This window comes from Aggregatibacter kilianii, assembly GCF_003129965.1.
GTDB lineage: Bacteria > Pseudomonadota > Gammaproteobacteria > Enterobacterales > Pasteurellaceae > Aggregatibacter > Aggregatibacter kilianii_A.
This window is the reverse complement of the sequence record NZ_NRCJ01000007.1, coordinates 1-13021: the sequence shown is the minus strand read 5'-3', so window position 1 is coordinate 13021 and position 13021 is coordinate 1. Positions and strand designations below refer to the sequence as shown.

Below are 13021 nucleotides of genomic sequence, written 5' to 3'. Positions count from 1 at the left end.
AGGGTAATGTTATTAAAAATATTGCATGAATTAGCATATAATGACGCACCCTAAGAAATAAATTGTATTCAAATGAAACATAAGAAAAAACTGATTGCTTTTGCCGGCGCAGCCGCGTTGCTTGGTTACTGGCTTTATCCGGATCGTTATCCCGTTTATCCGAAAAGCGATCATTATGATCCGAAAACCCAAACCTTCTTCAATGCGGAACCGCAACAAGCGGTGTCCGATATTGCGCGTGCCATGTGGACGCTGATTTTTGACGAAAAGTCCCTTCATCCGCCAAAACCCCTGCCGATGATAAAACCGGATTGGGACGCTTTTTTAGCCCCGGCGGAGAAAAGTCGGTTTATTTGGTTCGGACATTCAACGCTGATGATGCGTCTCGGTTCACAAACCGTTATCACCGATCCGCTATTCGGCAAAAGTGCATCGCCGGTGCCGTTAATGATGAATCGCTTCCAAGATCCGCCCGCTTGGGTTGAGGAATTGCCGCCCATTGATGTGGTGCTGATTTCACATAGCCACTATGATCATCTGGAACAGGAAACCGTGCAAAAGCTGGCGAAAACCCAAAGTCATTTTGTGGTGTCTCTTGGATTGGGCGTGGTTCTGCAAAAATGGGGCGTAGCGGCGGAACGCATTACGGAATTAGATTGGTGGCAAAGCGTCGAACGCAACGGCGTACGCTATACCGCCTTGCCTGCACGGCATGATTCGGGACGCGGACTGTTTGATCATAACAAGAGCTTATGGTCAGGCTTTGTGTTGCAACATAACAACGAAAGTTTTTATTTCCATGGTGACTCGTCACAAGGCAAGCATTTTGATGCCATTGCCGAACGGTTTAACGGCTTTGACATCGCTTTTATCGAAAACGGACAATACAATGAACGTTGGCCGAATAACCATTTATTCCCGCAACAAACCGCCGAATTAGCGGCAAAACTCAAACCGAAACGCTTCATGCCGATCCACTGGGCGGCTTATCCGTTAGCGCTACACAAATGGAACGAGCCCGTGCTGGAAAGTCTGCCTATTGCACGCAAGCTTGGGGTGAACACGTTAACGCCGTTAATGGGGCAGGTATTCGATGCGGATACCCTGACGACGGATTGGTTTGCGCAGACGTGGTAATTTCGGTTTTATAACAAAAAGCCATCTTTCATGAAGATGGCTTTTGACTTTTTAATAAAGACTAAACGCTTGTAAATAAGGCAATTTGCCACGTTTCAGCATATCTTGGATACCGCTTTCGTGGTCGTTACCGAAGCCGCGTAGCTGGAAGGTGACGCCGATACTATTGTCGTAGAAGATTTCGTCGTCTCTTTGGTTTTGGCGGCTGGTGACGTAACGTCTTGCGCCGACACCGATACTCCAGCAGCAGGAGTTATATTGCACTCCGAGGTATTGTTCCACCGGTTTTTTTAATGCCAAATCTTGGTAATAACGTCCGACTACCGCCCAATTATCGGTAATTTCCCAAGCTGCCTGAACGCCCAGCTGTTTAATATCCTGATTGTAACGGTTAGCACCGGCGGTGAGGTTTTGGTCAATATATTCTTGGCTTGCGTAGCGATAATTTAACTGAATTAAATTGTCTTTTTCCGGGTTCCATTCCAAACCGGTATTTGCCAGAGAAACCTGTTTTAACTGCGGATCATATTGATAACTTGCGCGCCAGCGCCATTGCTCGCTGATTTTCCAGTTAGATTCCAACGCCCATGAAGAGGATGCACCGGAGGTTTTGTTGTTCGGGTTATCGTCAATACGGGAAGGCTCTAAATAGAAGGTTTGCCCGATAGCAAAATTGAAGCGTTCTTCTTTTTGTGTGTCGAAGAAGCGGGTGGTTCCCCCTAAAGTCACCTGATTGGCGGATGCAATACGGTCCAAGCCGCTGTAACGGCGGTCACGGAACAAGGAGTAATAATCCTGTTGTAACAAGGTGGAGTCGTAACCGAAACCAAGATATTGCGAGTTTCGTTTGGAGCCGATATTACTTTGATTTTTATAAGGGCGATATAAATATTGTACGCGCGGTTCAAGGGTTTGCGTATAGCCTTCAAACAGGGTTTTATTGGACGCCAACACCGTTTGTAATTCCGCTTTAAACTGCGGCAACACACGGGTTACACTGCGTTCCACCTCTTCCGCATCGGCTGCGCGACCTTTCTTTTGCTGATAGTGGGTCGCATAAAGTTTTGTCTCAAGGTTAAGACTGCCATAACGATTGGAGAAGGTTTTATTTAAACTCGGCTCCACATGGAAACGCCAGGCTTTCGGCATTTGGCTGCTATCATTGTCAAAGCGTACCGCTTGAGAGAAGAGTTTGAAATCCAGATTGTCCCATAAATTGTTTTTGTAATAATTGAAATCAATTTGCGGCAATGCGCGATATGGACCAATCGCGACTTCGTCGAAAATCTGGAATTGTTTTGCCGAAATCGCCAGGTTGTAGTTTGGTTGATAGTAAGCGATGCGGGCTTTTTGGTCGGCGTAACCGTCCGTGCTGCTGCCGTATTCGGAATCAAAATCGGTGAAATAACGTTTATCGCTGACCCGCGTATAATCTACGTTTAAGCGCCAGTTTTCCAAAAAACTGGAACTGTGTAGCCAATGCAATAAATGACGTTTGCGGTTTTCCGCCGTGTAATCCGTTAAACGATCATTGCCTAAATATTCTCCGGCAATTTTACCTTCGCCGATAGGGGTTAAATAACGGAACTCGCCGTTAAGTTGCCAGCCGCGTTTTGACATATATTTCGGTGCGATGGTGGCATCGTAATTCGGTGCAATGTTCCAATATATCGGCTGAGCATAGAAATAGCCGTCGCGGCTGGAGTGTCCGGCAGTCGGTACCAACAAACCGGAACGACGACGATCACCAATTGGCAGTTGCAAATACGGTGTATAAAACACCGGCACGCCGTGCACGCGGAAACGGGCGTGCCACATTTCCGCATATTCTTCTTTTATATGTTGGCGCATTTCGCTAGCGTAAATAGACCAGTCATTATCGTTCGGTAAGCAGGATGTGAAGGTGGCGTTTTTCATTAAACGATAATTTTCCCGCAATTCCACGCTTTCCGCCGAACCGCGCCCTTGGCGATCGACAAATTGATAATCGGCGTGTTGAATATCGGTATCTTTGCTGTTTAAGTGCACTTTGGCATCGCTACCGAGTAAGTTGATTTGGTTGTCGCGATAATCGAATCCGCCGCGCGCAAAGGCATAACGTTGCACATTTTCACCTTCGCCCGATTGCTGAACTTCCACTGCAGCGGATCTCAAATGGCGGTTGCCTTGTTTGATGTCCACATTGCCCTGATAAACGGCGCTACTCGGTTGATTGATTTCCGCCTTGTCTGCTTCAATATGCACCGGTTGATCGTTCGGATCACCGGTCACGACTTCCCCGCTGAAGTGCGGTACGCCTAATAAACATTGCTGATTCAAGTCTGCTGCGCTGTCGGCACTATAAAGTGCGGTCAAAATTGACAGCGAAATTAACGTGTAATAATTTTTCTTCATCGGACAACCATTCTTTGAGCCAAATTTAACGGGATTATACTGTAAAACATGCTGAATCGCATTTTTTAATGGGCGTTTTTGCACGCGCAGCCGTTCCAATGATCGTCCACCAGCCCCATGGATTGCATAAAAGCATAGCAGGTGGTCGGACCGACAAACACAAAACCGCGTTTTTTCAATGCCTTGGATAACGCCACCGAAATCGCCGTTTGTGCCGGCACATGATTTAAATCCGGCACATCGTTGATTTGCGGCTGATGATCAACAAAAGACCAAATAAAACGACTGAAATTTTCACCGCACTTTTGCATAGCAAGAAACGCCCGCGCATTGGTGACAATCGCCAGTAATTTTGCACGGTGACGAATTAAACCGGGATTTTGCATACAATGATCAATATCGGCTTCCGTCATCGTCGCGACTTTTTGCGGATCAAATTGAAAGAACGCCTCACGGTAAGCTTCCCGTTTTTTCAAAACCGTAATCCACGACAACCCGGCTTGTTGCCCTTCCAGACAAAGTTTTTCAAATAATTTTTGATCATCAAATTGCGGCTTGCCCCATTCGTTATCATGATAATCCCGATAAATTTGCGAGCCTTCTGCCCATGCGCAACGTTTTGTCATGTGATTTCCTTTATATTTGTGTATTTTCGATTTGACAGAAAAATAACGATTTCATTATAAAAATATTTTCCCCGAGGATGAAAAAGAATAAAACTTGACTAATAGAAAAAATGCTGAAAATATTAACCGCACTTTTATTTCATTTCCTAAAATAAAAGTGAAAAGCAATTTATTAAAATTTGGAGAGCATATTATGTCAGGACTATTTGTTCAATCCGACCCGTCCCGTCGTCGTTATGGCGTAGCGGCATTCGTGGCGATTATTGCCGGCGTGATTTCCGCGTTCGTCAAATGGGGTGCCGAGCATCCGTTCCCACCACGTAGCCCGTTGGATTTATTCACCGCCGCCTGTAAAGATCCGAGCCAAGCCCTTGAGGTTTGTTCTCGTGCCTTTTTAAACCCGCCGCACGTTTTCCTACGTGATTACATCGGCATCGATCCGACCGAAGCGGTATTTACCTTCGCCGACCACGGTTTCAACTGGATTGGCGTAACGCACATTACGTTCTCGGTGGTGTTCGCGCTGTTCTACTGTATCGTAGCGGAGCGTTTCCCGAAAATTAAATTATGGCAAGGTATCCTGTTCGGTATCATTTGTGATATCGGCGTACACTATGTGACCTTCCCGTTATTAGGCTTAACACCGCCGGTTGCCGACTGGCCATTCTACGAACACGTTTCCGAATTTGTCGGTCACGTTTTCTGGTTCTGGAGTATTGAGCTTATCCGTCGTGACCTGCGCAATCGCATTACGCACGAACCGGATCCGGAAGTGCCGTTAAATCAACCGTATCGTTAATCGAAACAAAAATCCCGCAAACTACGTTGCGGGATTTTTTTATGTTTAACGTTTTGTGTTATGGCAATACACTTTCCAGTTGCCATAATTCGTTTAAGGCTTCGCGGCGACGGATTAAGTAGGCATTATTACCGTCCACCATCACTTCCGCCGTTCTCGGACGGGAATTGTAGTTGGAGGACATACTTGCACCGTATGCCCCGGCGGAACGTTGGGCTAAATAATCCCCTTCCGCAATAGCGAGTTTGCGTTGTTTGCCGAGGAAATCCGAGGTTTCGCAAATCGGGCCGACCACATCATAAATCTTCTCTTCACGCCCTAAAGTGCGGTCGATTTCCAGAATGTTCATGTAAGCCTGATACAGCGCCGGGCGGATCATATCGTTCATGCCTGCATCCACAATGGCGAAATTGCGGGTTTCATTGGATTTCACATATTCCACTTTAGTCACCAAAATCCCCGCATTGGCAGTAATCGCACGACCGGGCTCCACAATAATTTCCAATTCGTTGAAAGCGCTTAGTTTTTCCCACAACGCTTTGGCATATTCCGTCGGGTGCGGTGGCGTTTCGTCGGTGTAAGGCACACCTAAGCCGCCGCCCAAGTCCAAATGTTTCAAACGAATGCCGTCCTGTTTCAACTGTTCCATCAGCACGATTAACCGATCGGCGGCATCTAAAAACGGTTGTAATTCCGTGAGTTGCGAGCCGATATGGCAATCCATGCCGACGATGTCAATGTTCGGTAACGTTGCCGCTAATTTATAGACTTCCCGCGCTTGTTCTACGCTCACGCCGAATTTATTTTCTTTTAACCCGGTGGAAATATAAGGGTGGGTGTGGGCGTCCACGTCCGGGTTCACGCGCAAAGAAATGGGGGCGATTTTGCCCATCTCGCCGGCGATTTGATTAATGCGCAACAATTCCGCTTCCGATTCCACGTTAAAGCAGCGAATGCCTACTTCCAACGCACGGGCAATTTCCTGATGAGATTTCGCCACACCGGAAAACACCACTTTGCCCGCCTCGCCGCCGGCAGCAAGCACGCGTTCCAATTCACCTTGGGATACGATATCAAAGCCCGACCCCAATCTTGCCATCACGTTCAAAATGGCAATATTTGGATTGGATTTCACCGCAAAACACACCAAATGCGGATGGTCGCCAAAGGCATTGTTAAAGGCGTGCCAGTGACGCTCAAGAGTGGCTCTGGAATACACATAAAGCGGCGTGCCGAATTCCTCGGCAAGTTGTTTAACCGGCAGATTTTCCGCCATGAGTTGATCGTTTTGATATTGGAAAAAGTCCATAAAGTCGCCTATAAAAATTATTTGGTCGCCTGATCGGCAGAATCTTGTTCAGGAAAATACAGCGGTCCTTTCACGCCGCAGCCGCTACTTAAAGCACATAAGGTGACGAGTAAAAATAAGGAAATCAGTTTTTTCATCGGTTGCTCCTTGTTCTTAAAATTTGACTGCTCTTTTTACCATTAAATCCGGCTTTGTGCTATCACAACGCACAGAAAATCTTTATAATTTGCGCTTTACCGACATTTCTTGGGAGTGGTTTTATGAATATCGTCGAGTTTCACCAAAAAATCGAGCAGGTTTGGGATGAAATTGAAGAACAGCTGGAAGCGCAGGATTGCGATGCCGATTGTGAGCGCCAGGGGTCCGTGTTCACCATTACGCTGGGCGATCGCAGTCAAATCGTGATTAACAAACAGGAGCCGTTGCTGGAATTATGGCTGGCGAGCCACAACGGCGGCTTCCATTTTGCCTATAAAGACGGTCGTTGGGTCAGCAACGACGGCTTGGATTTCTGGCAGGCGCTCACCGAAGCGCTGGCTAAACACGGCGAGCAGGTGCAGTTCGGTTAATGAACGACCTTAACCCGTCCGAACCGATCAAAAGTGCGGTGGATTTTTCCGATAAATCGTCGGCAAATTCCACCGCACTTCATGCTTCTGCGCTGAATGTGTTGCATTCGGTGTTCGGCTACCAATCCTTCCGCAAAGGGCAAGAGGAAATCATTGACGCCGCGCTGAACGGACAGGATTGTCTGGTAATTATGGCGACGGGCACGGGCAAATCCTTGTGTTATCAAATTCCCGCTCTGTGTTTTGACGGCATGACATTAGTGGTGTCCCCGCTAATTTCCCTGATGAAAGACCAAGTGGATCAACTACGAGCCAACGGTGTGGCGGCGGATTATCTAAATTCCACGCAAACCTTTGAAGAGCAGCAACAGGTTCAAAATAAAGCGATTTCCGGGCAGTTAAAATTATTGTATCTGTCGCCGGAAAAAGTCATGACCAACAGTTTTTTCCAGTTCATTTCTTTGTGTCAGGTGAGCTTTATCGCCATTGATGAAGCGCACTGCATTTCCCAATGGGGACATGATTTCCGCCCGGAATACACCCAACTTGGCGGCTTAAAAGGCAGTTTCCCGCAGGTGCCGATCATGGCGCTCACCGCCACGGCGGATCAAACCACGCAACAGGATATTCTGAAAAATCTCCGGTTAAATCGACCGCACTTTTATGTGGGAAGTTTTGACCGCCCGAACATTCGTTACACCTTGGTGGAAAAATTTAAGCCGATGGAGCAACTTTGTCGTTTTGTATTGGCGCAAAAAGGCAAGAGCGGCATCGTGTATTGCAACAGCCGCAACAAAGTGGAACGTATCGCCGAAACCCTGTGCAGCAAAGGCGTGCGGGCGGCGGCGTATCATGCCGGGATGGAAAGCGGCTTGCGCGAGAAAGTGCAACGGGATTTTCAGCGCGACAACATTCAGGTGGTGGTGGCGACCATTGCGTTCGGCATGGGCATTAACAAATCCAACGTGCGCTTCGTGGCGCATTTCGACTTGCCGCGCAGCATCGAATCCTATTATCAGGAGACCGGTCGCGCGGGGCGTGACGATTTACCGGCGGAAGCGGTGTTGTTTTACGATCCGGCGGATTATGTGTGGCTGAACAAAATGTTGATGGAAAAGCCGGAAACGCCGCAACGGCAAATTGAACAGCATAAATTGCAGGCTATCGGCGAATTTGCCGAAAGTCAAACTTGTCGCCGTTTGGTGCTATTGAATTATTTCGGCGAGCATCGCCAAACATCCTGCCAAAATTGCGATATTTGTCTCGATCCGCCGAAAAAATATGACGGCTTGCTGGACGCACAAAAAATCATGTCGGCGATTTATCGCACCGGTCAATGCTATGGCGCTCATTACGTGATCGCCGTATTGCGCGGCATGAATAACCAGAAAATCCGCGACCAACAGCACGACCAACTCAGCGTGTACGGCATCGGCAAAGAACACAGCACGGAATATTGGCAGTCGGTGTTGCGCCAGCTCATTCATTTGGGCTTGGTACGCCAAATCATCGGTGAATACGGCAATACGTTGCAGCTCACAGAAAACGCCAAGCCGATTTTACGCGGCGAAAAACTGCTGGAACTGGCGACACCGCGTCTCTCCTCCATTGTCACCACCGCCATGACGCACAAAAGTGCGGTCGGTTCTTACGACAAAGATTTGTTTGCCCGCCTGCGCTTCCTGCGTAAACAAATTGCCGATAAGGAAAATATTCCGCCGTATATCGTGTTTAACGACGCGACCTTGCAGGAAATGGCGCAATATCAACCGACCAGCAACATTGAAATGCTGCAAATCAACGGCGTCGGCGCCATTAAACTGGAACGCTTTGGACTGGCGTTTCTTGCCTTAATCCGCGAACATAAAAACGCCCGTGCGGGCGAATAACCATATGTGCCGCCTAGGCGCAGTTATTTTTAGCTAATTGCACAAAATTTTGCTATAATCCCGCCCAATTTTTTACGAATTACACAGAGAAGAATTATGTCGACAACTACTCCTGAAACTTATGGTGCAAACAGTATTAAAGTGCTGAAAGGGCTTGATGCGGTGCGTAAACGTCCCGGAATGTATATCGGTGACACAGACGATGGAACAGGTTTACACCATATGGTTTTCGAAGTGGTGGATAACGCCATTGACGAAGCCTTGGCAGGGTATTGTGACGACATTATCGTCACCATTCATTCCGACAATTCCGTATCCGTGCAGGATGACGGGCGCGGTATTCCGGTGGATATTCACCCGGAAGAAGGGGTTTCAGCCGCAGAAGTCATCATGACCGTATTGCACGCAGGCGGTAAATTTGACGATAACTCTTATAAAGTCTCCGGCGGTTTGCACGGCGTGGGTGTGTCTGTGGTCAACGCGTTGTCCGATAAATTACAACTGACCATTCGCCGTCAGGGTAAAGTGCATGAGCAATTTTATAGCCTCGGCGATCCGCAAGCACCGTTGGCGGTTATCGGCGAAACCACGCAAACCGGCACCACCGTGCGCTTCTGGCCTAGCCCGACGATCTTCACCAATATCGAATTTGAATACGATATTTTAGCCAAACGTTTAAGAGAATTGTCTTTCTTGAACTCCGGCGTGTCCATCCGTTTAATTGACGAACGCACCGACAAACAGGATCACTTTCATTACGAAGGCGGTATTCAGGCATTCGTCGAATATATCAATCGCGGCAAAACCCCGATTCACCCGAAACCGTTCTATTTTTCTGCGGAAAAAGACGGCATCGGCGTGGAAATCGCGTTGCAATGGAACGACGGCTATGCGGAAAATATTTACTGTTTTACCAACAACATTCCGCAACGGGATGGAGGTACGCACTTAGCTGGCTTCCGTGGCGCCATGACCCGCACCTTGAACAACTACATGGAAAACGAGGGTTACACCAAAAAATCCAAAGTGGCGACCTCCGGCGATGACGCCCGTGAAGGTTTGGTCGCGGTGATTTCTGTGAAGGTGCCGGATCCGAAATTCTCCTCTCAAACCAAAGACAAACTGGTTTCCTCCGAAGTGAAAAGTGCGGTGGAATCCTTGATGAACGAATATTTGCAGACTTATTTGTTGGAAAATCCGAACGATGTGAAAATCATCGTGACCAAAATTATTGATGCGGCACGCGCCCGTGAAGCGGCGCGTAAAGCCCGCGAAATGACCCGTCGTAAAGGCGCGTTGGATTTGGGTGGGTTGCCGGGTAAATTGGCGGATTGCCAAGAACGTGATCCGGCGTTGTCCGAGCTTTACATCGTGGAGGGCGACTCTGCGGGCGGTTCGGCAAAACAGGGGCGTAACCGTAAAAATCAGGCGATTTTGCCGTTAAAAGGGAAAATCTTAAACGTAGAAAAAGCCCGTTTCGACAAAATGTTGTCTTCCGCCGAGGTGGGCACGTTGATTACTGCGCTGGGTTGTGGGATCGGTCGCGACGAATACAATCCGGACAAATTGCGTTATCACAGCATTATCATCATGACCGATGCGGACGTGGACGGTTCGCACATTCGTACTCTGTTGTTGACGTTCTTCTATCGTCAAATGCCGGAGCTGATTGAGCGCGGTTATGTTTATATTGCCCAACCGCCACTATATAAAGTGAAAAAAGGCAAACAAGAACAATACATTAAAGATGACGAAGCGATGGCGGAATTTGAATTGGCGATTGCCTTGGAAAATGCCGCGCTGTATGTAAATGAAAACGCGCCGGGTATGCAGGGCGTGGCGTTGCAGAATCTGGCGTCCGAATACCTTGCGGTACAAAAAATGATTACCCGTCTGAGCCGTTATTATCCGGAAAGCGTATTAAAAGAGTTGATTTATCAACCGGCATTGACCACTGTGTTGATGCAACAAGAAAGTGCGGTCAATTCTTGGGCTGATTCTTTAATCGCCGCCTTAAATATGAAAGAAACCGACGGCAGACATTATGCCTATCGCTTGCAATTTAACGCCGAGCGGAATTTATATGAAGTGGTGTTGACCGTGAGAACGCATGGCATTGATACGGATTATTTCCTCAACTTCCAATTCGCCACCGGCAATGAATACACCCGTTTAATCGCATTAGGTGAAAAATTGGTAGGCTTGTTGGAAGAATCGGCTTATGTTATGCGCGGCGAACGCAAAGTGGCGGTAACATCTTTTGAGCAGGCGATTGAATGGCTGATGAAAGAATCCCGTCGCGGCTTGATGATTCAACGTTATAAAGGCTTGGGTGAAATGAATCCGGAGCAGCTGTGGGAAACGACCATGGATCCGAACACACGCCGTATGTTGAAAGTGTCCATTAAAGATGCGGTGGCGGCGGATCAGTTGTTCACAACCTTAATGGGCGATGAAGTGGAACCGCGCCGCGATTTCATTGAAAGCAATGCATTAAGAGCTAATCTGGATATTTAAAATTTACTTAAAAAAAGCACCGCACTTTATTCTAAAAGTGCGGTGCTTTTTGCGTTATTTTCTTAACTTCACCAATTCCACTTCATGATTCGCGCTTTTCTTTAAAATCAAATTGGCACGCTCGCGGGTCGGCAAAATATTTTCTCTTAGATTCAATCCGTTAATTTCATCCCAGATTTTTCCTGCCGTTGCAACGGCTTCCTGTTCGGACAAATTGGCATAATGTTTGAAATAGGAATGCGGGTTGGAAAAGGCGCTTTGGCGGAATTTCAGAAAGCGGCGAATATACCATTCTTTCAGCAAGTCTTCTTCCGCGTCCACATAAATGGAGAAATCCACAAAATCCGATACAAACAGTTCATTAGCTTGATTTTTGTTTGGTTGCAGCACGTTCAATCCTTCCAGAATGAGAATGTCCGGTTGATCGATGACATTAAATTGGTCCGGAATAATGTCATAGGTAAGGTGAGAATAAATCGGTGCGCTGACATTCGGTTTACCGGATTTAATATCGGCTAAAAAATGAATTAATTTCGGCGTATTGTAAGAAATCGGAAAGCCTTTTTTATGTAATAAATTGTGTTCTTGCAGGTAAGACAGCGGGTGTAGAAAGCCGTCGGTGGTTATCAAATCGACTTTGCGTTCCTGCGGCCAATGGCTTAACAAGGATTGTAAAATCCGCGCCGAGGTGCTTTTGCCTACCGCCACACTGCCCGCAATACTAATGATGTAAGGCACTTTCGGACTTTCGCCACCAAGAAAACGATGCAATACGTCCTGACGGCGAATGTTTTCATCTATATAGTAGTTAATCAAACGGGTTAACGGCAAATAAATGGTGCGAACCTCATCAAGGGAAAGCTCCTCGTTGATGCCGAGCAAAGGTTTGAGATCCTGCTCGGTTAAGGTTAACGGTACGGATTTACGCAATTCCGCCCAACGTTGTCGGTTGAACGACAAAAAGGGCGTAAGTTGCGCCGAAACAGAATGAGAAACCGGAAATTCCACGCGCTGAATTACTCTTTTTTAGCCAATAATAGGTTGCAAAATATACCTTATAAATAAGGGATTGAGCAGTAAAAATTTTGCATAATCAGGTAAATTAAACGAAGATAACCTGTTTTTGCTTGATAATTAAACGAATAATCTAAAAAAACTTTATTTACTAAAAAAAAACTTGTCAGGCATAAAAAAATCCCTATAATACGCGTCACTTGTTTACGACGCCGACTTAGCTCAGTAGGTAGAGCAACTGACTTGTAATCAGTAGGTCATCAGTTCGATTCCGATAGTCGGCACCATTTCTCGTAATGCAAGTTCAAACTTAGAGTGGAGGGATTCCCGAGCGGCCAAAGGGAGCAGACTGTAAATCTGCCGGCTCAGCCTTCGAAGGTTCGAATCCTTCTCCCTCCACCATTTCTAAGAGCAACCGATGGGACAGATGAATTAAGAACGGCGGGCATCGTATAATGGCTATTACCTTAGCCTTCCAAGCTAATGACGCGGGTTCGATTCCCGCTGCCCGCTCCAAAGCGCTGATATAGCTCAGTTGGTAGAGCGCACCCTTGGTAAGGGTGAGGTCGGCAGTTCGAATCTGCCTATCAGCACCACTTCTTAATAATCTCTCCATTACAAATTTTAATACTTTGGTTAATCTGGTAAGTTGAACCATCGATAACCGTGTTTGTTTAGAGGGACTCTCAATGTCTAAAGAAAAATTTGAACGTACAAAACCGCACGTTAACGTGGGTACAATCGGCCACGTTGACCATGGTAAAACC

General features: G+C 47.1%; 10 protein-coding genes, 4 tRNA genes and 1 pseudogene. 10 read left to right on the top strand and 5 right to left on the bottom strand.

All coding sequences use genetic code 11. From position 1 onward, the window contains the following. Positions 1–72 precede the first annotated feature (72 nt). Positions 73–1137 carry an MBL fold metallo-hydrolase gene (locus DK430_RS06265; protein ID WP_109078238.1) on the top strand — a complete coding sequence of 355 codons (1065 nt, stop codon included), beginning with the start codon at positions 73–75 and terminating at the stop codon, positions 1135–1137. A 51-nt stretch (positions 1138–1188) separates the two neighbouring features. Here the strand turns inward: DK430_RS06265 and lptD are convergent, their stop codons facing one another. Further along, positions 1189–3531: an LPS assembly protein LptD gene (gene lptD, locus DK430_RS06260; protein ID WP_204352523.1), complete on the bottom strand. Its 2343-nt coding sequence runs from the start codon at positions 3529–3531 to the stop codon at positions 1189–1191. Between the two features lie 65 nt (positions 3532–3596). After that, complete coding sequence (locus tag DK430_RS06255) at positions 3597–4157, bottom strand: DNA-3-methyladenine glycosylase I (RefSeq protein WP_109078237.1); 561 nt, start codon at positions 4155–4157, stop codon at positions 3597–3599. Between the two features lie 193 nt (positions 4158–4350). Between DK430_RS06255 and DK430_RS06250 the strand changes: the two genes are divergently transcribed. Then, positions 4351–4956 (top strand): YagU family protein, encoded by a 606-nt coding sequence (locus DK430_RS06250; protein WP_109078387.1) that lies wholly within the window; start codon positions 4351–4353, stop codon positions 4954–4956. A 58-nt stretch (positions 4957–5014) separates the two neighbouring features. Here DK430_RS06250 and lysA read toward each other — a convergent pair whose 3' ends face one another. Together lysA and lptM are read right to left on the bottom strand one after the other, a co-directional pair. Continuing rightward, positions 5015–6265 (bottom strand): diaminopimelate decarboxylase, encoded by a 1251-nt coding sequence (gene lysA / locus DK430_RS06245; protein ID WP_109078236.1) that lies wholly within the window; start codon positions 6263–6265, stop codon positions 5015–5017. Positions 6266–6282: 17 nt separating this feature from the next. Beyond that, positions 6283–6402, bottom strand: a complete 120-nt coding sequence (gene lptM / locus DK430_RS13340) for an LPS translocon maturation chaperone LptM (protein ID WP_109078235.1) — start codon at positions 6400–6402, stop codon at positions 6283–6285. Positions 6403–6525: 123 nt separating this feature from the next. On the opposite strand from lptM, the gene cyaY reads away from it, so the two are divergent. The 3 genes from cyaY (at position 6526) to gyrB (ending at position 11240) form a co-directional block, all read left to right on the top strand. After that, positions 6526–6834 (top strand): iron donor protein CyaY, encoded by a 309-nt coding sequence (gene cyaY, locus DK430_RS06235; protein WP_109078234.1) that lies wholly within the window; start codon positions 6526–6528, stop codon positions 6832–6834. Continuing rightward, positions 6834–8723 carry a DNA helicase RecQ gene (gene recQ, locus DK430_RS06230; RefSeq protein WP_109078233.1) on the top strand — a complete coding sequence of 630 codons (1890 nt, stop codon included), beginning with the start codon at positions 6834–6836 and terminating at the stop codon, positions 8721–8723. The genes cyaY and recQ overlap by 1 nt, the downstream gene beginning before the upstream one ends. Before the next feature lie 96 nt (positions 8724–8819). Next, positions 8820–11240, top strand: a complete 2421-nt coding sequence (gene gyrB, locus DK430_RS06225; protein ID WP_109078232.1) for a DNA topoisomerase (ATP-hydrolyzing) subunit B — start codon at positions 8820–8822, stop codon at positions 11238–11240. Positions 11241–11294: 54 nt separating this feature from the next. Here the strand turns inward: gyrB and coaA are convergent, their stop codons facing one another. Further along, entirely contained in the window at positions 11295–12248 is a 954-nt protein-coding gene (gene coaA / locus DK430_RS06220) for a type I pantothenate kinase (protein ID WP_109078231.1), read from the bottom strand. A gap of 217 nt (positions 12249–12465) precedes the next feature. Here coaA and DK430_RS06215 point away from each other — a divergent pair. The 5 genes and pseudogenes from DK430_RS06215 to DK430_RS06195 form a co-directional block, all read left to right on the top strand. Continuing rightward, a tRNA-Thr gene (locus tag DK430_RS06215) sits at positions 12466–12541 on the top strand. A gap of 30 nt (positions 12542–12571) precedes the next feature. Continuing rightward, positions 12572–12656, top strand: a tRNA-Tyr gene (locus tag DK430_RS06210). 39 nt (positions 12657–12695) lie between these two features. Next, a tRNA-Gly gene (locus DK430_RS06205) sits at positions 12696–12770 on the top strand. A 4-nt stretch (positions 12771–12774) separates the two neighbouring features. Then, positions 12775–12850, top strand: a tRNA-Thr gene (locus DK430_RS06200). A gap of 93 nt (positions 12851–12943) precedes the next feature. Further along, positions 12944–13021, top strand: a pseudogene (locus DK430_RS06195) (GTP-binding protein); the annotation flags it as partial.

Excerpts from the sequence above, each read along its gene's own strand:
- DK430_RS06265 (WP_109078238.1), top strand. The coding sequence starts at position 73 with ATGAAACATAAGAAAAAACTGATTGCTTTTGCCGGCGCAGCCGCGTTG.
- lptD (WP_204352523.1), bottom strand. The coding sequence starts at position 3,531 with ATGAAGAAAAATTATTACACGTTAATTTCGCTGTCAATTTTGACCGCA.
- DK430_RS06255 (WP_109078237.1), bottom strand. The coding sequence starts at position 4,157 with ATGACAAAACGTTGCGCATGGGCAGAAGGCTCGCAAATTTATCGGGAT.
- DK430_RS06250 (WP_109078387.1), top strand. The coding sequence starts at position 4,351 with ATGTCAGGACTATTTGTTCAATCCGACCCGTCCCGTCGTCGTTATGGC.
- lysA (WP_109078236.1), bottom strand. The coding sequence starts at position 6,265 with ATGGACTTTTTCCAATATCAAAACGATCAACTCATGGCGGAAAATCTG.
- lptM (WP_109078235.1), bottom strand. The coding sequence starts at position 6,402 with ATGAAAAAACTGATTTCCTTATTTTTACTCGTCACCTTATGTGCTTTA.
- cyaY (WP_109078234.1), top strand. The coding sequence starts at position 6,526 with ATGAATATCGTCGAGTTTCACCAAAAAATCGAGCAGGTTTGGGATGAA.
- recQ (WP_109078233.1), top strand. The coding sequence starts at position 6,834 with ATGAACGACCTTAACCCGTCCGAACCGATCAAAAGTGCGGTGGATTTT.
- gyrB (WP_109078232.1), top strand. The coding sequence starts at position 8,820 with ATGTCGACAACTACTCCTGAAACTTATGGTGCAAACAGTATTAAAGTG.